Source organism: Aquimarina sp. AU474, assembly GCF_900312815.1.
GTDB lineage: Bacteria > Bacteroidota > Bacteroidia > Flavobacteriales > Flavobacteriaceae > Aquimarina.
This window is the reverse complement of sequence record NZ_OMPE01000007.1, coordinates 587,910-604,963: the sequence shown is the minus strand read 5'-3', so window position 1 is coordinate 604,963 and position 17,054 is coordinate 587,910. Positions and strand designations below refer to the sequence as shown.

Below are 17,054 nucleotides of genomic sequence, written 5' to 3'. Positions count from 1 at the left end.
TTTAACCCTCAATAATTAAAAACCCAAGTAATGAAAAAAGGAATCTTAATTCTGGCTGGAATCTTTGCTATGACGGTTGTGTCTTGTAAAGAGGATGCTACAAAGAAAGTTAAAGAAGAAAATGTTGAAATAGCTGCTGAGCGTGATGCGAAGAGTACAGATTTACCTGTAATGACTTTTGCTGAAACTGAGCACGATTTTGGAACAATCAATGAAGGAGATGTGGTAGAGCATAAATTTAGTTTTACAAACACAGGTAAAGCTCCACTAGTAATCGTAAGTGCAAAAGGAAGTTGTGGTTGTACTGTGCCAGAATGGCCAAAAGAACCAATCGCTCCTGGAGCAGTAGGAGAAATGCTAGTAAAGTTTAACTCTAACGGTAAGCCAAATCAGCAAACTAAGCAAGTTACTATAACTGCAAATACAGAAGCTGGAAAAGAAATTCTTAAAATTAAAGCAATGGTAACTCCAAAGGCTAAGCCAGCAGGAGGAACACCGGTAAGCCAATAATAATTTTATGGAACAAATTCAATCATTTCTTCCTTTTATACTAATATTTGTTGTGATGTATTTTTTTATGATACGTCCGCAAATGCAAAAAGCTAAAAAGGAAAGAAAATTTGCTGAAGAACTTAAAAAAGGAGATCGAGTAGTAACAAAAAGCGGTCTTCATGGAAAAGTTTTCGATTTCAGTGAAAAAAATAATGCTGTTATTATTGAAACAGGCTCTGGTAAACTTACTTTTGATAGATCTGCAATTTCATTGGAGATGAGTCAAAAATTAAACAAACCAGCAGAAGCCAAGTAATAACTAGCCTACTTGTTAAAAGCCCGATACAAATATCTAATACTTGTATCGGGCTTTTCTTTTTAATATTGTTTATGTTTCTATCTTCGTTTTAGAAGAATCTATACCCTACTAGGATACCACCTCTTATGAAACCTTCATCTGGACTTTCGTCAAGTAAATAACGTCCTCCACCAATACTAATTTCAAATACAAATCCGTTATCGCTCACCCATTTTTGTCCAAGAGTAAGACCTATCCCCATATCTGTCCAGTCTTCTCTAACTATCGAATTGTTTTGAATATTTAGAAATTCGTTTTCTCCACCAGATACACGTAGTGTACCTTCTACAAAAAAGCCTCGAGCCCCAAAATCTTTCTTGTTAAAGAAATACTGCCTATAATACGGTTCAATAGCGAAAGATTGGTATTCACTAAAGTCGTCGTCCAGACTAAAGCTAGTGGCTATACCAACCCCGGAATATTTGTTAAGTACATATTCGTAATTGATTTCAAAATTTTCAAAAACCAAAGCTCCAAATGCATCAAACCTAAATTCGTGCCTGTTTTCGTTTTTTTTAATCTCGTTTTCTTGCGCTTGCGTATTAAACGTAATAATTAATAATGATATGATTAAAATTCTTTTCATGTCGAAATACTTTTTTTGTTTTGTTCATAGATATGACGAACAAAAAAATATCAACACGTAAAACTTTTTTACTTTTTTAAAATTTTAATGAATATCCTTTATTTACAAGGCTTTTATAGTTTTAAGTTGTTTTGGCGGTTAGTTCTGCAATTTTTACGATAACTTCAACTGCTTTAATCATACTCTCTACGGGTACATATTCATAACGCCCATGAAAATTATGTCCGCCTGCAAAAATATTAGGACAAGGTAATCCCATATAACTTAATTGTGAACCATCTGTTCCTCCTCTAATGGGTTTTATCAGAGGTGTGATACCTATACTTTTCATAGCTTCTTCGGCAATGTCTACAATGTACATAACAGGTTCAACTTTTTCACGCATATTATAATATTGATCCTTTATTTCTATATGTATCACTTCATTACCTTGTTGGTTGTTTATTTCCGCAGCCAAATTTTTCATAACCTCTTTTCGAGCTTCAAAATGCTCACGATCATGATCCCGTATAATATATTGTAATTGTGTTTCTTCAACACTTCCTTTTATGTCATGTAAGTGAAAAAAACCTTCACGTCCAGTTGTATGTTCTGGGGTTTCCATTCGTGGTAATGAGTTAATAAAGTCTTGAGCGATATACATGCTATTGATCATTTTTCCTTTAGCATATCCAGGATGAACAATTTTACCTTTTACAGTTACAACAGCACCAGCAGCATTAAAGTTTTCATATTCTAACTCTCCTATTTCACTTCCATCCATGGTATATGCCCAATCCGCTCCAAACTTTTTTACATCAAACTTATGTGCTCCTCGACCAATTTCTTCATCTGGAGTAAATCCAATACGTATTTTTCCATGTTTAATTTCAGGATGTTGTATAAGATATTCCATCGCAGTAACGATTTCTGTAATTCCCGCTTTATCATCAGCGCCTAATAGGGTCGTCCCATCAGTTGTGATTAGCGTTTGGCCTTTGTACAGTTTTAAATCTTCGAAATAATCAGGAGAAAGAATAATGTTTTCAGATGCATTTAAAATGATATCCTTACCGTCATAATGTTCAATAATTTGAGGCTTAACATTGGCTCCAGTAAAATCTGGACTTGTGTCAAAATGAGATATAAAGCCTATGGTAGGAGCTTCTTCGTTAATGTTTGAAGGTAAGGTAGCCATTATATAAGCATTTTCATCTATACTAACTTCACTAAGCCCTATACTTTTTAACTCTTCGGCCAATTTATTAGCCAAATCCCATTGTTTTTGAGTACTTGGAGTAGTATCGCTTTCTGGATCACTTTCGGTATCAATAGTAACATAACTAATAAACCGATCGATGATGTGTTGTTTTGAAATCATAACAATCAATATTTATATATCTGAAGATTTCAAAAATACACTTTTATTAGAACCTTGTATGACTTATTTTTGCCCAAAATAATAATTAATGTATAAATTTCTTCTTCGTCCAATATTATTCTTACTTGATCCAGAAAAGGTGCATCATTTTACTTTTAAAATGGTTAAGACTATTTCAAGAATTCCTTTAATGGCTCCTGTTTTTAGAGGAATGTACCAGGTTAATGACCCTAAATTGGAACGTGAAGTTTTTGGGTTAACATTTAAGAATCCAGTTGGATTAGCAGCAGGGTTTGATAAGGATGCCAAATTATTTAATGAATTACATAATTTTGGTTTTGGTTTTATTGAAATAGGAACATTAACTCCTAAACCACAAAGTGGAAATCCTAAAACTCGATTGTTTAGGCTCAAAAAAGATGGAGCTATTATTAATCGAATGGGTTTTAATAATGGGGGAGTCGAAGATGCTGTACTTCGGTTGAAGAAAAATAAAGGTGTACTTATAGGGGGTAACATAGGAAAAAACAAAGTAACTCCTAATAAAAAAGCTGTAGATGATTATATCATTTGTTTTGATGCGCTTTTCGCCTATGTTGATTATTTTGTTGTAAATGTAAGCTCACCTAATACTCCTAATTTAAGAGCTTTACAGGATAAAGAGCCATTGACGGAACTTTTGAATACATTACAAAAGAGAAATAAAGAGAAGGCTTCTTCTAAACCAATTTTGTTAAAAATAGCACCGGATCTTACTAATGATCAATTATTAGATATTATTGATATTATAAAAGAAACTAAAATAGCTGGAGTAATTGCTACGAATACTACTATTTCTAGGGAAGGGTTGAAATCTGAAGCTAGCTTAGTTAGTGAAAACGGAGGTTTAAGTGGTAAGCCTTTAAAAAATCGATCTACAGAGGTGATTCGTTTTTTATCTGAAAAAAGTGATAAGGCGTTCCCAATTATTGGAGTAGGAGGAATACATTCTACAAAGGATGCTTTAGAAAAATTAGAAGCTGGAGCTAGTTTAATACAATTATATACCGGTTTTATTTATGAAGGGCCACGTTTGATCAAGGATATTAATAAAGCATTATTAAAGAAATAACCTTTCATGGATTTTAACTACGAAATTCTGTACACTTTTATTATCGCAACTTCTGCATTATCCGTATCTCCTGGACCGGATAATATCTTTGTGTTGATGCAAAGTGTTGTGAATGGTAAAAAATATGGTCTAGCAGTTGTTGCAGGTTTAATGACAGGTTGTTTGATACATACAACTTTGGTTGCTTTTGGAGTATCAATTCTTATTAAGCAAAGTGAAGTGTTATATTTTGCTATTAAATTGTTTGGAGCTTTATATCTGTTTTTTTTGGCGTATAAAGTGTTAAGAAGCGAGGCTTCAGTAAATCTTACTGAAAATACGATGCCTAAGAAAAGTCTAGGGCAATTGTTTAAACAAGGGTTTATTATGAATGTATTAAATCCGAAGGTTTCTATATTTTTTTTAGCGTTTTTCCCTGGGTTTTTATTTAGTGATACATTAAGTAGTGTTTGGCAGTTTTATATCTTGGGCTTTCTTTTTATCGCTGTTTCCTTCGTTATTTTTGGAATAATAGCCATTCTCTCAGGATCAATTTCTGGGTATTTAAAAAAGAGTACGAAAATTGGTTTGGTATTAAAATGGTTACAAATTATTGTTTTTGTAGGGATAGGGATTTTTATTCTTTTACCTGAAAAATAGAAAGCTTACGCGTTTATCTATTACAGCAAGAAAAGCCCTCCTTTTTTAGGAAGGCTCTACTTGGTAATCCATTATCAAAATCAAACAATTAATACGTACATTGATTTGCAGCATTATTACATTCTGTTTGGATATTGTTTAATCTACGTCTAAACTCTGCAGAATTACCGATACCATTTGCAACTGCTCTAATACCTCTGTCATAGAAAACATTGGTCCAACCTTTTCCGCCATTTACATCAGGTTCTCTTAATAATAACCCTCGGTAAGCGATATAAATAAATTTATGTACTTCAACACTGTTCAAATTATTTCTTGATAAGTAGCTATGGTATTGAGAATTCCATTTAACACTTGCTTCGTTCGATGTAATAAACCCTTTTGCCAAATCAGCAAATCCTCGAGTACGTAATACACTAATCCAACCATTAACAACATTTGCATTTTCTGGACATCTTCTTAAATATGATAAATAAGAAAGTCTTACTACGCAATGTGCATCAAATCTTGGTGGCTGCGGGATGTTCGGTGGGTTAAAATCTGGCCTTTCTGGTATCTGAAAAGCCTTTTGTGTATCATCGGAAGTATCAAGAGCTTCGATAGGTTCATCAAAAGTTTCATCTTTTTCACAGGAAACAACAAAGAATATTCCTGCAACTATAGAAAGAATTAAAAGATAACGTGACTTTAAAATTAGAGTGTTCATAATGTAAAGTGTTTTAAAAGTTAAAAGCAGATTTGTTTTCTGATGGTAAGACAGAGGCAGAATCCCCAGACTTTTGTTTTGAATTCGGCCTCTGGCATTTATAAATCTCCTTTGATATATTTTATTTAAGGTGAATTGTGTTTTAGCAAGTCATACAATGATAATTGTGACAAACATCACCAGCTCCACAATCAGAATTAGATGTGCATTCTGGTCTGAAACAATGCCCAGAATTACTACATACCGAAAATTGAGGTGGGCAATCTGAATCTCTGGAACAAGATATCAATACACCTCCTTTAATGAGCGCTTGCTGAGGCCTCCTTAATTGTCGAGTTCCATTAAGGTTTAAAATGTTTTTTAACATAACTAAAAGTTTTAAGATTGAGAATATATGTGAACGTTTATAGACACTCACGATTTGTGTCTATTCTTGCAAGAATGTTTGATCTGCTTTAAAATAATCAGGCAACAACATCAATAACATCAAAACAGATATAAACACCGCCCACATGGGTACATACGAAGTTATCGTCACTCCCTCCTTTGATCATTTTTGTTTGTTCCTTGTCTAATACTTTCATCCCGTTGATGTTAAACATTTGTGAATTTTTCATAGTAAGCTGATTTATGATTTTCCTTACTCTATTTAGGATTTTCAGGTTCTTCCTTTAATTTAAATTCTATAAAGAGCATAATTATGAACTCCTCATGAATCAAAAGTAGTTTTATAAGAGTCTAAAAAACAAGGGTTTGGTGTCTGGTTTCTGGAATCACGAGTAGTGATTCCAGAAACCAGACTTTAATTAGTGTTTAGAAAAAACATTGGTTTTATATATACTAATGATGTAAGAATAGGTGAATTCCTAAATCAGAAAATGCTATATTTACTTAGCAATAACCAGCAATATAATGACCCTTAGATCCTATAGTAAACCTGAGTTAATTCCTTTTTAGAATTGCTTTTATTATTTCAATTGTTTATAAACGAATTAAGTAGTTGTAGGTTTTAATGTAATGTCATTATAGTATACACTCTTAAAACAATATGAATAAAATAGCCTTAATAGCGCAGCTAGTATGTATTTTATTTGGCACTCACTTTTTCTATAGTCAATCGCTTACAAATCACTTTAAAATTCCTGATTCTCTAAAAAGCTATTCTTTTGAGGAACTTGATGAGTTGTTCTCTTATAATTATGAAGACACCTTACGATCAAGAGTGTATTTAAAATCTATGCTCGAGAAAGGAAGAATTAATATGGATAGCATTGAAATGGCTAGAGCATACTCTTTATTGTTTTATTATGAAAATGAAGAAGAATTAAGGCTATCGTACTTGGAAACATCTATTAGGTTAACTGAAAAATTAGGGCATAACAGGTATCCCGCTTCGTCGTATTCGATAAAGGGTGGTTTTTATTTAGGGAAATGGGATTATGAACAATCCTTGGATAATTATTTAATGGCTTTGGAATTTGCTAAAAGAAATAAAAATCAAGATTTCCAATATGTTACGCAACATAATATAGGCATTATTAAAAGTAAATTAGGGAAACACCAAGAAGCGTTGAATATTTTTAAAGAATGCCTGGATTACGAAGAAAGAAAAGGTATAGTAGATACTCTGGATTACCTTGATATTATGGTGGATTTGACCGAATCCTATGCAAAAAATAATATGATAGATTCTTCAAATTATTACCTTAACAAAGTGATACCTATTTCTTTAAGACATGATAGCGATTTATACTCTAAATTTGTTTTTGTTCAAGGAGTTAACCTTTACACTGAGGAGAAGTATTCAATCTCAGAAAAAACCATAATGAAAGTATTACCTCATTTGGTTCAATTAGAAGATAAACGAGAAATGGTTAATGCATATTTCTATCTAGGGAAAATAAATGAATCCTTATCAAAAAATAAGAATGCGATTCATTACTACAAAAAAGTGGATTCGGTTTTTAAACAAACCAGATTTATAACACCCGAAGTAAGAGAAGGATATTCTTTTCTTATCAATTATTATAAGGATAAGCAAGATTTTCAAAACCAGTTAATGTATGTTGAAAGATTGTTGAAATTTGATAGTATACTTCATCAAAATAAAGCTTTGGTAAACGAGAAATTGATAAAAAAATATGATACCGCAGAACTATTAGCCGAGAAGGAAAAACTAATTGAGTTTGTACATAGCAAAAACTCTAATTTTAAAATTTTCATATGGGTATTGGTGTGCATAATTCTGTTTTTAAGTATTCTATTTTATTATCAGTATCGTAAAAGAAAATTATATTCGGAACGATTTAAGAAATTTATAGAGTCTGATAATCAGGTAAAAGAAATTCAGGTTGATAAAGTGATTAAAAAAGATGCAATAAAACTTCAGAAAAAAAGAGACCTCAAAATATCTGAAGAAATCAAAGAAGATATTTTATTTAAAATCGAAAAATTTGAGAAAAATAGAGGGTACTTAGAACCTAATATTACCACCAATAGTTTGGCGATACGATTTAAAACCAATCGTAAATATATCTCGAGAATCGTAAATATTTATAAGGAGAAAAATTTTACGAATTATATAAATGATTTAAGAGTCGAGTATTTGATACAAGAACTTAAAACCAATAAGAAGTTTAGAAATTATACAATCAAAGCTATTTCAGGAGAAATTGGTTTTAATACTACAGAGGCTTTTTCTAAATATTTTCATAAAAAAACAGGATTATACCCGTCTTATTTCATAAAGAAAATGGAGGAATACTCAGAATGATCGTAGGATCTATTTTTTTCTGCTAATTATTCGGTCTGGTTTCCGGAAACCAGACTTTTGTTGAGTAAAATATAACTCGAAAAATGAAGTAAAACTTTACTTTTATGTACTTAACAATTAAAATCTAATAGCAATGAAAACTAATAAGAATACTAGCAAATTAGCCTTAAAAAAATTACCAATAGCCAAAATAAATAATTTATCTATGATTAATGGGGGGCATGGAAAAGTTAACGTATTTATAACTCCATCAAGAAGTTATAGGCCTACATGTTGGTTACTTAATAAGGAGTAAACAAAACTTTCTAAAAATAGTATGTATCACTTGATACTATAAGGGCTACCTGAAATTATATTTAGGTAGTTTTTTATTTAATAATACAGTGTTAATGTTTGTTCTTATAAATAGATATTGATCTCGTGTAATTGTACAAAATGATATAAGTTTTACGGGTTTAAAATGATAGTAGAATAGAGAATCCAGTTGACTAGCATAAAATTATGCCAAGAATCGACAGAATACCTTGAGTTTTGAAAAATAATTATACTTTTATAGGCAAAACTGAATATCTTTTAGCTTGATCTTCTAAAATGACCAAAAAAATAAAGATTATTGAATGTCCTCGAGATGCCATGCAAGGCATTAAAGAGTTTATTCCTACTTCAAAAAAAGTGCAATACATTCAGTCATTATTGCGATGTGGATTTGATACCATTGATTTTGGAAGTTTTGTGTCTCCTAAGGCAATTCCTCAAATGGTAGATACTGCAGAAGTATTAGCGCAGCTAGATCTCTCGGATACCGAAAGTAAATTATTGGCAATAATAGCAAATGTAAGAGGAGCTAATGATGCATCCCAACACGAACCTATTGATTACCTAGGATATCCTTTTTCGATATCTGAAAATTTTCAGATGCGTAATACTCATAAGACAATAGCTGAATCTGTAAAGACTCTACAAGAAATTTTAAATATTGCCGATAAAACTAATAAAGAAGTGGTGGCTTATCTATCTATGGGATTTGGGAATCCATATGGAGATCCTTGGAATGTGGATATAGTAGGGGAGTGGACAGAAAAACTAAGTAATATGGGAGTGAAGATTCTCTCATTGTCTGATACTGTGGGTACTTCAACTCCAGAGATCATAGAATACTTGTTTTCAAATTTAATCCCTAAATATCCGGATATAGAATTTGGAGCTCATTTGCATACTACACCGACTTCATGGTTTGAAAAAGTAGATGCTGCTTATAAAGCAGGGTGCACACGATTTGATGGTGCTATTCAAGGTTTTGGTGGCTGCCCAATGGCTAAAGATGAACTAACCGGTAATATGCCTACAGAACGAATGGTATCTTATTTTACATCTGTACAAGCAGATAGTAATGTAAGACCTCTTAGTTTTGAATCTTCTTATAACGAGGCAACGAAAATATTTACAGCTTATCACTAAACAAAAAAAAATGAAAGGAATTATTAAAAAAATTGCGTTGTTACTTTTACTTACATTAGTCATACTTCAATTTGTGCGGCCCGACAAAAATGAATCTGGTTATGAGTCGGTGGCGTATTTTGAAAATGAAACGAACCCTTCTGATGAGATTAAAACAATTTTGAAATCGAAATGTTATGACTGTCATAGTGATCAAACAGAATACCCTTGGTATGCAGAAGTAGCACCATTTTCGTATTGGATTTCTGATCATGTCGAGGAAGGGAGAGAACACTTCAATGTTTCTAACTGGAAAGAATATTCTACTAAAAAGAAAGATCATAAATTAGAAGAACTTATTGAAGAAGTTGAAGAAGGAGAAATGCCACTAGCTTCGTATACCTGGCTTCATGGGAATATAACTGAAAGTGAAAAACAAACCTTAATAGCATGGACAAAACAATTAAGGTTACAATATTCTGAAAAATAATAACTTAAGTTTTTTTTAGAGTTTCCCGTTTCGATATATTCATTATTGAACGTTACTTTTATTTAGATTTATTACAAATTAAGTTTGTCGATTGTATTTATATCAATATATTTGCCGTCGAAAAGAAAGCTATTTTAAATAAGTCTAAATAAGAAAAATGATGAAAATCAATAATGTATTGAAAATGATATGTATATCAGGAGTGGCCGTTCTAGGGTCATGTTCTTCTGATGATGACACCCCTACGGTTCAACTTCAAGAACCGGCGACATATGTTTTTGAACGAAATGGAGAAAGCTCTGTTAGTTTTGGAGGACAAACTACAAGAATTGCAATGTCTGAAGAAATTATTGATGCTCTAAAAGATAATACACTAATAGAAGCTACTTTGGATGCTATGTATGCCCATGTTGAAAATGCTGATGATTTTTCTGATGCCGATCTTAATGCATCAGATAAAAGTGTAAGAAGTAAAACAGCTGCATCTAGAGATTATTTTTTCAGTAATGTTACTGATGCAACTGCGATCAAAGAAGAATTTGATGGATATATTAAAAGTCAAGTTGATGACGTTTTTCCTAACTGGGCCATTACAGCAGTAGCGGGTACAGCTGGTGTTCTGCAAGAAGCTGGAGGAGGGTCTAATAGATATGTGAATGCCAAAGGTTTAGAGTTAAACCAAGCATTTGCTAAAAGTTTGATAGGAGCCTTAATGACAGATCAAGCTTTAAATAATTATCTAGGTAAATTAATTCTTGATGAAGCAGATAATAGAGTAAATAATGATAATGGAATTGTAGCAGAAGGGAAAACGTATACTACAATGGAGCACAAATGGGATGAGGCCTATGGATATTTATATGGTGCTTCTGTTAATACTGCCAATCCTAACCCTACTATTGGTGATGATGATAGTTTCCTTAATAAATATATAGGTAGAGTAGAAGGAGATACTGATTTTGCTGGAATAGCCGAAGATATCTATAATGCATTTAAATTAGGTAGAACAGCTATCGTTGCTAAGCAATATGATGTGCGTGATGCGCAGGCAGCAATTATTAGAGAAAAAATCTCTCAGGTTATTGCCGTTAGAGCAGTGTTCTATTTACAACAAGGAAAAAATGCTATAGAAGCTTCTACTGTAGATTATGGAAGTGCTTTCCATGATTTATCTGAAGGATATGGATTTATATATAGTTTGCAATTTACAAGAAACCCTAATACCAATGCACCTTATTTTACTCGTGCAGAGGTTCAAGCAATGATTGATCAATTAACTGGTTCAACTAATGGATTCTGGGATTTAACACCGGCCATATTGCAATCTATTTCTGAAACGATTGCTGCGAAATTTGACTTTACTGTCGCTCAAGCGGGAAGCTAAAAGATTAAACAAAATATAAAATGATAAAAAAAGAGGTTGAAATGTACACGTTGTCAACCTCTTTTTTTACATTTGCACATCTTTATTAAGAATAAATAAAAATAATATGAAAAGATTTTTGTTTTTGTTTTTGACAATTATCTTAGTATCAGCTTGTTCTTCTAGCGATGATGGAGGAGGTACTACAGGAGATAGTTTTGATAGAAAAGCAATGTTGGCTAATATGGCTGATAATATTATAATACCAGCATATCAAAGTTTTTCGAATGATATGACAGCATTAAAGGCCGCAGCATCTACTTTTACCATAACTACAAATGAAACAAATTTAATAGCACTAAGAGCCGCTTGGTCGAAGGCCTATGTTTCTTGGCAATCGGTAAGTATTTTCGAAATAGGTAAGGCAGAAGAATTGTCCTTTAGGAACTTCATGAATGTCTATCCTATTAATGTTACTGATATCAATGCAAATATTACTTCTGCTTCGTATGATCTTACCTCTGTAGCAGAACAAGATGAGCAAGGGTTTGGTGGTTTGGATTATATACTTAACGGTTTAGCAGCCACAGATGCTGATATAACAGCTTTTTATACAGATGCAACAAATGGCAGTCTGTACAAAGATTATTTGAATGATTTAGTAGATAGAATGGATGCTCTTACCAAAGAAGTTGTGGCTGATTGGACAGGGGCTTTTAGAAATAGTTTTGTAGATAATAGCGGATCATCTGCGACAAGTTCTGTAGATAAAATAGTTAATGATTTTCTTTTTCATTACGAGAAACATTTAAGAGCAGGAAAAATAGGAATACCTGCTGGAGTATTTGCTACGCAAACTTTTGACGATAAAGTTGAAGCTTTTTATAAAGGAGATTTATCAAAAATGCTTTTTAATACAAATCTTAATGCTATGCAAGATTTCTTTAATGGTAAACATTTTGAAAGTACCTCAACAGGAGAAGGTTTTAAGTCATATTTAGATTTTCTAAATACGATAAAGGATGGAGATGATTTGGCAACAATAATTAATAATCAGTTTAACCTTACTAGAACAACAGCGCTTGGTTTAAGTGATAATTTTTCTAATCAGGTACGCACAAATAATAATTTGATGTTAAACACTTATGATGAGCTTCAAAAAAATGTAGTTCACATGAAAGTGGATATGTTGCAAGCATTTTCGGTAAGAGTGGATTTTGTTGATGCCGATGGAGATTAGTATCATATTTATATATTAAATGAATTTTAGGATTAAAGAATATTTTGAGAAAAATACGAAAGCTGCTCCTCTTGCAGTCTTTCGTATTTTTTTTGGAATAATGATGTTGATCAGCATTATTCGTTTTGCAAGTTATGGATGGATAGATAAATTATATATCCAGCCGGAGTTCTTCTTTTCGTATTATGGTTTTGATTTTGTAAAACCTATTGGTGTATACACGTATCTCATTTTTATTTTTTGTGGTCTTTCGACAATTTTTATAGCCTTGGGATATAAGTATAGAGTTGCTATTCTAGTCTTTTTTCTTAGCTTCACATATATAGAATTAATGGATAAGACGACCTATCTAAACCATTATTATTTTATAAGTGTTTTAAGTTTTGTAATGATTTTTTTGCCTGCAAATGCATATTTTTCATTAGATGCTAGAAAAGAGGGTAAATCTTATGAAGAGATTCCGAAATGGACCATTGATTCGATCAAGTTACTGCTGGCTATTGTTTATTTTTATGCAGGTTTGGCAAAGTTAAATTCTGATTGGTTATTAAAAGCCATGCCTCTTAAAATTTGGCTTCCCTCTAAATACAATACACCTTTATTAGGAGATTTAATGCAACAAGAATGGATGCATTATGCATTTAGTTATTCAGGGGTTATTTATGATCTCTGCATACCCTTTTTACTTTTATGGAAAAGAACACGAACTGTAGCTTTTGGTTTAGTGATTATATTCCATGTGCTCACAAGAATTCTCTTTCCAATAGGGATGTTTCCTTATATTATGATTATTAGTACTCTCATATTTTTTAGTGCTAATATTCATCTTAAAATACTTGAGATACTATCTAAAGTTTTAAGAATAAATAAGAAGGTTTTTGATAGTAATAAGAGCTTCAGATTTAAGCCTTATTATCGAAAAATTAGCATAACAATTTTATCATTGTTTTTTGCAATTCAGTTACTTTTGCCGTTTCGTTATCTACTGTACCCAGGAGAGTTGTTTTGGACTGAAGAAGGGTATCGTTTTTCATGGCGAGTTATGTTAATGGAAAAAGCTGGATATGCCAATTTTAAAATTGTAGATCAAAAGACAGGTAAGAGATTTTATGTAGATAATGATGATTTTCTTACTGCTTTTCAACAAAAACAAATGGCAACACAGCCAGATTTTATTTTACAATATGCAAAATACCTTAAAACACATTTTGAGAGTGAGGGACATCAAAATGTACAGGTGTTTGTAGAAAGTTATGTAGCGCTTAACGGAAGGTTGAGTAGTACATATATAGATCCAAATATAGATTTGGGAACACAAAAAGAGTCATTTAAACACAAAACATGGATTATTCCATTCAAAGATGAAATTAAGGGATTATAGATTATTTTTTATTGCAGTTTTTATAACAAGTTTTTCTTTCTCACAATATAGGTTAACAGGTATTGTAAAAGATCAAAGTGGCAAAATAGTAGTAAATGCCGAAGTATATAATCAAACTTTAGGAACGCAAACTAATACTACTAATGATGGAAGTTTTCGTTTTGAAGACCTTAAAGCAGGAACATATTTTATTACAATTTTCAGTTATGATTATGAAATTCTGGAACAAGAGGTTAAAGTAAATCTAGATACTAATTTAAACTTCGAATTAGCTCCTCTAGGAGAACAACTTTCTGAGGTTTTGATTACCCAACGTAGAGCTAAAATTTTTGGCCTTAAACAATTAAAACCTGTTGAAGGTACAGCGATTTACGCAGGAAAAAAAAGTGAAGTAGTCTTACTCGAAAATGCCTTGGGTAATTTAGCTTCAAATAATGCAAGAGAAATCTATGCGCAAGTTGTGGGATTAAATATATACGAAAATAGTGTGGGTGGATTACAGCTTAACATCGGTGGTAGAGGACTCGATCCTAATCGAACGGCAAATTTTAATACTCGTCAAAACGGGTATGATATTAGTGCAGATGTTTTGGGATATCCCGAAAGTTATTACACACCTCCAGCAGAAGCACTAAGTGAGATCCAAGTGGTTCGTGGTGCGGCTTCATTGCAATACGGAACACAATTTGGAGGGTTGATAAATTTTAAAATGAAACAACCTAATCCTGATAAAAAGATAGAATTGATATCTAGACAATCTTTTGGTTCATTTAATTCCTTTAGTAGTTTTAATAGTTTGGGAGGAACATTAGGCAAGTTTAGTTACTATACCTATTTTAATTATAAGACTGGTGATGGGTTTAGACCAAACTCAGAATTTGATTCTAACAATTTTTTTGCACATGTGGGATATCAAATATCTGATAAAACTAGTATAACAGGAGAGTTTACATATCTGGATTATTTAGCTCAACAACCCGGTGGGTTAACAGATACACAATTTGCACTAGACCCCGATGTTAGTAATCGTACCCGAAATTGGTTCGATGTTGATTGGAAATTGTTTTCTCTAAAACTGGAACATAAATTTTCTGAAAAAACAGATTTTAGTTTAAGTCTTTTTGGATTAGATGCTTCTCGAAAGGCTGTAGGTTTTAGAGGGATACCAACAGATTTGAACTCGAATCCAATAACAGCAGAAGATGAAACTACCGTAGATGGAGAGTTCGTTTCTCCTAGAGATTTAATTGTGGGCAATTTTCAGAATTGGGGAGCAGAAGCTAGACTTCTACACAAGTATAATTTTTTCGGGAAAGAATCAGTTTTCTTGATAGGAACAAAATATTATCAAGCCGATAACGATGCCAGGCAAGGACCTGGAAGTATAGGAACTGATGCAAATTTCGATTTTCAAAATGATAGCTTTCCTGACTACGCTAATCAATCAACATTTGATTTTCCAAATAGAAACGTAGCAGTCTTTGGAGAGCACATTTTTACGATATCGGATAAATTATCAATTACACCAGGAGCTCGTTTTGAGTATATAAAAACTGAAGCGGAAGGGATTTATAACAATGTTATTTTTGATAATGCTGGGAATCCTATTAATAATACACTCGAACGTGATGATGAAACTTTTGAACGATCTTTTGTTTTATTAGGGTTGGGATCTAGTTATAAGTTTAATCCTAATATAGAGGCGTATGCTAATGTATCTCAAAATTATAGATCTGTAACGTTTAATGATATCAGAATTGTAAATCCAACATTTGTCATCCGACCTGATATTAGTGATGAAGAAGGCTTTACGGCGGATCTTGGGGTACGAGGAAAATATAATAATATTTTGAGTTACGACGCTAGCGTTTTTGGATTATGGTATAAGGATAGAATTGGGGAAGTGTTTAATGATAGAGCGCAAAGAGTTCGTGGAAATATTGGTGACGCTTTTATTTACGGGATAGAGAGTTACTTAAATTGGAATATAGCGAATTCGTTTTTCTCGGATAACACGAATTATGTGTTAAACGCATTTACTAATTTGGCAATTACAGATTCTGAATACACAAAATCAGAAGAACCTATTGAAGGTAATAAGGTGGAGTTCATACCATTAATCAACCTTAAAACGGGAGTAGGTTTTGGGTATAAGAATTTTTTGGGAAGCATTCAATTTACACATTTATCTGAGCAATTTACTGAAGTCACAAATGCAGATATTGGAACGCCTGGTAGTAAGGAAGAAGGAACGTTGGGAAAAATACCATCTTATTCAATATTAGATCTCTCTTTTTCATATACCTATAAACAATTTAAATTAGAGACAGGAATCAATAACGTACTCGATGAGAATTATTTTACACAAAGGGCAACAGGGTATCCAGGTCCTGGAATTATTCCTTCGGCACCTGTATCTTGGTATGCAACACTGCAATTTAAATTATAAATCTTAATTAGATTTAACTTTTGTTCAATCAGCAACTTGAGTTTAATTATATATTTTTAACAAAATTAAAGTATAAAGAAAAGAGTACAACTCTGATTTGTAATGAAAACATGCAAATTCTTTATGCATTTTGTTCAAAAATAAAATTTTACAAATGAAAGAGTTTTTTGGTTATGATCATATGATGGCAGAATATTATGAAAAAATGTCTAATCATACCTTACCACTATTATCTTGGGAATTTTATGGAGAACATCATGCATCACTAGAAATTTATAAAGACGATCTTACGGCATTAAAGAAAATCACTAAAAACTGGAATTTTGAGAGAGATTATCAAAAAGAATTTGTAGAAGAACAATCTGTTATTGTCATCACGAATCCAGATTTGAAAATTGTCTATGCGTCAAAAAATATTGAAAAATTAAATGGTTTTTCGCCTGATGAGGTCGTTGGCAATTCTCCAAAGATGTTTCAAGGAGAAGATACTTGTGTCGAAACTTCTTCCAAAGTAAGAAGCGCTGTTAGTAAAGGAGTCCCTTTTGAAGTCTCTCTTCTAAACTATAGAAAAGATAAAACACCTTATGTTTGTATAATTAAAGGTTTTCCTGTTCTCAATAAAAGAGGGAAGTTGATAAATTATATTGCTTTTGAGAAAGTAGCCTAGGA

Annotated in this window: 18 protein-coding genes; 13 read left to right on the top strand and 5 right to left on the bottom strand. The window is 32.2% G+C overall.

Features of this window, described 5'->3' with window-relative positions:
- The first annotated feature begins 30 nt into the window (after nt 1-30).
- Both DK508_RS09510 and yajC read left to right on the top strand, forming a co-directional pair.
- Entirely contained in the window at nt 31-510 is a 480-nt protein-coding gene (locus tag DK508_RS09510) for a DUF1573 domain-containing protein (protein ID WP_109300507.1), read from the top strand.
- 7 nt (nt 511-517) lie between these two features.
- Complete coding sequence (yajC, locus tag DK508_RS09505) at nt 518-808, top strand: preprotein translocase subunit YajC (protein ID WP_109300506.1); 291 nt, start codon at nt 518-520, stop codon at nt 806-808.
- A 91-nt stretch (nt 809-899) separates the two neighbouring features.
- Here the strand turns inward: yajC and DK508_RS09500 are convergent, their stop codons facing one another.
- Both DK508_RS09500 and pepT read right to left on the bottom strand, forming a co-directional pair.
- The gene (locus DK508_RS09500; protein ID WP_109300505.1) at nt 900-1,436 is read right to left on the bottom strand and encodes a hypothetical protein; all 537 of its coding nucleotides are present in this window, start codon (nt 1,434-1,436) and stop codon (nt 900-902) included.
- A gap of 121 nt (nt 1,437-1,557) precedes the next feature.
- Complete coding sequence (gene pepT, locus DK508_RS09495) at nt 1,558-2,796, bottom strand: peptidase T (protein WP_109300504.1); 1,239 nt, start codon at nt 2,794-2,796, stop codon at nt 1,558-1,560.
- An 88-nt stretch (nt 2,797-2,884) separates the two neighbouring features.
- Here pepT and DK508_RS09490 point away from each other — a divergent pair, with 88 nt between their 5' ends.
- Nucleotides 2,885-3,907 (top strand): quinone-dependent dihydroorotate dehydrogenase, encoded by a 1,023-nt coding sequence (locus tag DK508_RS09490; protein WP_109300503.1) that lies wholly within the window; start codon nt 2,885-2,887, stop codon nt 3,905-3,907.
- 6 nt (nt 3,908-3,913) lie between these two features.
- On the top strand, nt 3,914-4,546 hold the full coding sequence (locus DK508_RS09485; RefSeq protein WP_109300502.1) for a LysE family translocator: 633 nt from the start codon (nt 3,914-3,916) through the stop codon (nt 4,544-4,546).
- An 88-nt stretch (nt 4,547-4,634) separates the two neighbouring features.
- Here DK508_RS09485 and DK508_RS09480 read toward each other — a convergent pair whose 3' ends face one another.
- The 3 genes from DK508_RS09480 to DK508_RS21080 form a co-directional block, all read right to left on the bottom strand.
- Nucleotides 4,635-5,252: a hypothetical protein gene (locus tag DK508_RS09480; RefSeq protein WP_109300501.1), complete on the bottom strand. Its 618-nt coding sequence runs from the start codon at nt 5,250-5,252 to the stop codon at nt 4,635-4,637.
- 142 nt (nt 5,253-5,394) lie between these two features.
- Nucleotides 5,395-5,619 carry a hypothetical protein gene (locus DK508_RS21085; RefSeq protein ID WP_160114640.1) on the bottom strand — a complete coding sequence of 75 codons (225 nt, stop codon included), beginning with the start codon at nt 5,617-5,619 and terminating at the stop codon, nt 5,395-5,397.
- 97 nt (nt 5,620-5,716) lie between these two features.
- Complete coding sequence (locus DK508_RS21080) at nt 5,717-5,869, bottom strand: hypothetical protein (protein ID WP_160114639.1); 153 nt, start codon at nt 5,867-5,869, stop codon at nt 5,717-5,719.
- 431 nt (nt 5,870-6,300) lie between these two features.
- Between DK508_RS21080 and DK508_RS09475 the strand changes: the two genes are divergently transcribed.
- From DK508_RS09475 to DK508_RS09440, 9 genes are all read left to right on the top strand, one after another.
- The gene (locus DK508_RS09475) at nt 6,301-8,025 is read left to right on the top strand and encodes an AraC family transcriptional regulator (RefSeq protein ID WP_109300500.1); all 1,725 of its coding nucleotides are present in this window, start codon (nt 6,301-6,303) and stop codon (nt 8,023-8,025) included.
- 133 nt (nt 8,026-8,158) lie between these two features.
- Nucleotides 8,159-8,320 (top strand): hypothetical protein, encoded by a 162-nt coding sequence (locus DK508_RS21075; protein ID WP_160114638.1) that lies wholly within the window; start codon nt 8,159-8,161, stop codon nt 8,318-8,320.
- A 296-nt stretch (nt 8,321-8,616) separates the two neighbouring features.
- On the top strand, nt 8,617-9,483 hold the full coding sequence (locus DK508_RS09470; protein ID WP_109300499.1) for a hydroxymethylglutaryl-CoA lyase: 867 nt from the start codon (nt 8,617-8,619) through the stop codon (nt 9,481-9,483).
- A gap of 10 nt (nt 9,484-9,493) precedes the next feature.
- The gene (locus DK508_RS09465) at nt 9,494-9,952 is read left to right on the top strand and encodes a heme-binding domain-containing protein (RefSeq protein WP_109300498.1); all 459 of its coding nucleotides are present in this window, start codon (nt 9,494-9,496) and stop codon (nt 9,950-9,952) included.
- Nucleotides 9,953-10,112: 160 nt separating this feature from the next.
- Nucleotides 10,113-11,336, top strand: a complete 1,224-nt coding sequence (locus tag DK508_RS09460) for a DUF4856 domain-containing protein (protein ID WP_370443838.1) — start codon at nt 10,113-10,115, stop codon at nt 11,334-11,336.
- A gap of 106 nt (nt 11,337-11,442) precedes the next feature.
- Complete coding sequence (locus DK508_RS09455; RefSeq protein ID WP_109300496.1) at nt 11,443-12,555, top strand: imelysin family protein; 1,113 nt, start codon at nt 11,443-11,445, stop codon at nt 12,553-12,555.
- A gap of 19 nt (nt 12,556-12,574) precedes the next feature.
- A complete protein-coding gene (locus DK508_RS09450; protein WP_109300495.1) occupies nt 12,575-13,936 on the top strand; it encodes an HTTM domain-containing protein in 1,362 nt (453 codons plus the stop codon).
- A complete protein-coding gene (locus DK508_RS09445; RefSeq protein WP_109300494.1) occupies nt 13,917-16,385 on the top strand; it encodes a TonB-dependent receptor domain-containing protein in 2,469 nt (822 codons plus the stop codon). The genes DK508_RS09450 and DK508_RS09445 overlap by 20 nt, the downstream gene beginning before the upstream one ends.
- A gap of 154 nt (nt 16,386-16,539) precedes the next feature.
- The gene (locus DK508_RS09440; RefSeq protein ID WP_109300493.1) at nt 16,540-17,052 is read left to right on the top strand and encodes a PAS domain-containing protein; all 513 of its coding nucleotides are present in this window, start codon (nt 16,540-16,542) and stop codon (nt 17,050-17,052) included.
- Nucleotides 17,053-17,054 lie beyond the last annotated feature (2 nt).

What these genes read in the sequence shown, in the direction of transcription:
- DK508_RS09510 (WP_109300507.1), top strand. Translation starts at nt 31, where the DNA reads ATGAAAAAAGGAATCTTAATTCTGGCTGGAATCTTTGCTATGACGGTT.
- yajC (WP_109300506.1), top strand. Translation starts at nt 518, where the DNA reads ATGGAACAAATTCAATCATTTCTTCCTTTTATACTAATATTTGTTGTG.
- DK508_RS09500 (WP_109300505.1), bottom strand. Translation starts at nt 1,436, where the DNA reads ATGAAAAGAATTTTAATCATATCATTATTAATTATTACGTTTAATACG.
- pepT (WP_109300504.1), bottom strand. Translation starts at nt 2,796, where the DNA reads ATGATTTCAAAACAACACATCATCGATCGGTTTATTAGTTATGTTACT.
- DK508_RS09490 (WP_109300503.1), top strand. Translation starts at nt 2,885, where the DNA reads ATGTATAAATTTCTTCTTCGTCCAATATTATTCTTACTTGATCCAGAA.
- DK508_RS09485 (WP_109300502.1), top strand. Translation starts at nt 3,914, where the DNA reads ATGGATTTTAACTACGAAATTCTGTACACTTTTATTATCGCAACTTCT.
- DK508_RS09480 (WP_109300501.1), bottom strand. Translation starts at nt 5,252, where the DNA reads ATGAACACTCTAATTTTAAAGTCACGTTATCTTTTAATTCTTTCTATA.
- DK508_RS21085 (WP_160114640.1), bottom strand. Translation starts at nt 5,619, where the DNA reads ATGTTAAAAAACATTTTAAACCTTAATGGAACTCGACAATTAAGGAGG.
- DK508_RS21080 (WP_160114639.1), bottom strand. Translation starts at nt 5,869, where the DNA reads ATGAAAAATTCACAAATGTTTAACATCAACGGGATGAAAGTATTAGAC.
- DK508_RS09475 (WP_109300500.1), top strand. Translation starts at nt 6,301, where the DNA reads ATGAATAAAATAGCCTTAATAGCGCAGCTAGTATGTATTTTATTTGGC.
- DK508_RS21075 (WP_160114638.1), top strand. Translation starts at nt 8,159, where the DNA reads ATGAAAACTAATAAGAATACTAGCAAATTAGCCTTAAAAAAATTACCA.
- DK508_RS09470 (WP_109300499.1), top strand. Translation starts at nt 8,617, where the DNA reads ATGACCAAAAAAATAAAGATTATTGAATGTCCTCGAGATGCCATGCAA.
- DK508_RS09465 (WP_109300498.1), top strand. Translation starts at nt 9,494, where the DNA reads ATGAAAGGAATTATTAAAAAAATTGCGTTGTTACTTTTACTTACATTA.
- DK508_RS09460 (WP_370443838.1), top strand. Translation starts at nt 10,113, where the DNA reads ATGAAAATCAATAATGTATTGAAAATGATATGTATATCAGGAGTGGCC.
- DK508_RS09455 (WP_109300496.1), top strand. Translation starts at nt 11,443, where the DNA reads ATGAAAAGATTTTTGTTTTTGTTTTTGACAATTATCTTAGTATCAGCT.
- DK508_RS09450 (WP_109300495.1), top strand. Translation starts at nt 12,575, where the DNA reads ATGAATTTTAGGATTAAAGAATATTTTGAGAAAAATACGAAAGCTGCT.
- DK508_RS09445 (WP_109300494.1), top strand. Translation starts at nt 13,917, where the DNA reads ATGAAATTAAGGGATTATAGATTATTTTTTATTGCAGTTTTTATAACA.
- DK508_RS09440 (WP_109300493.1), top strand. Translation starts at nt 16,540, where the DNA reads ATGAAAGAGTTTTTTGGTTATGATCATATGATGGCAGAATATTATGAA.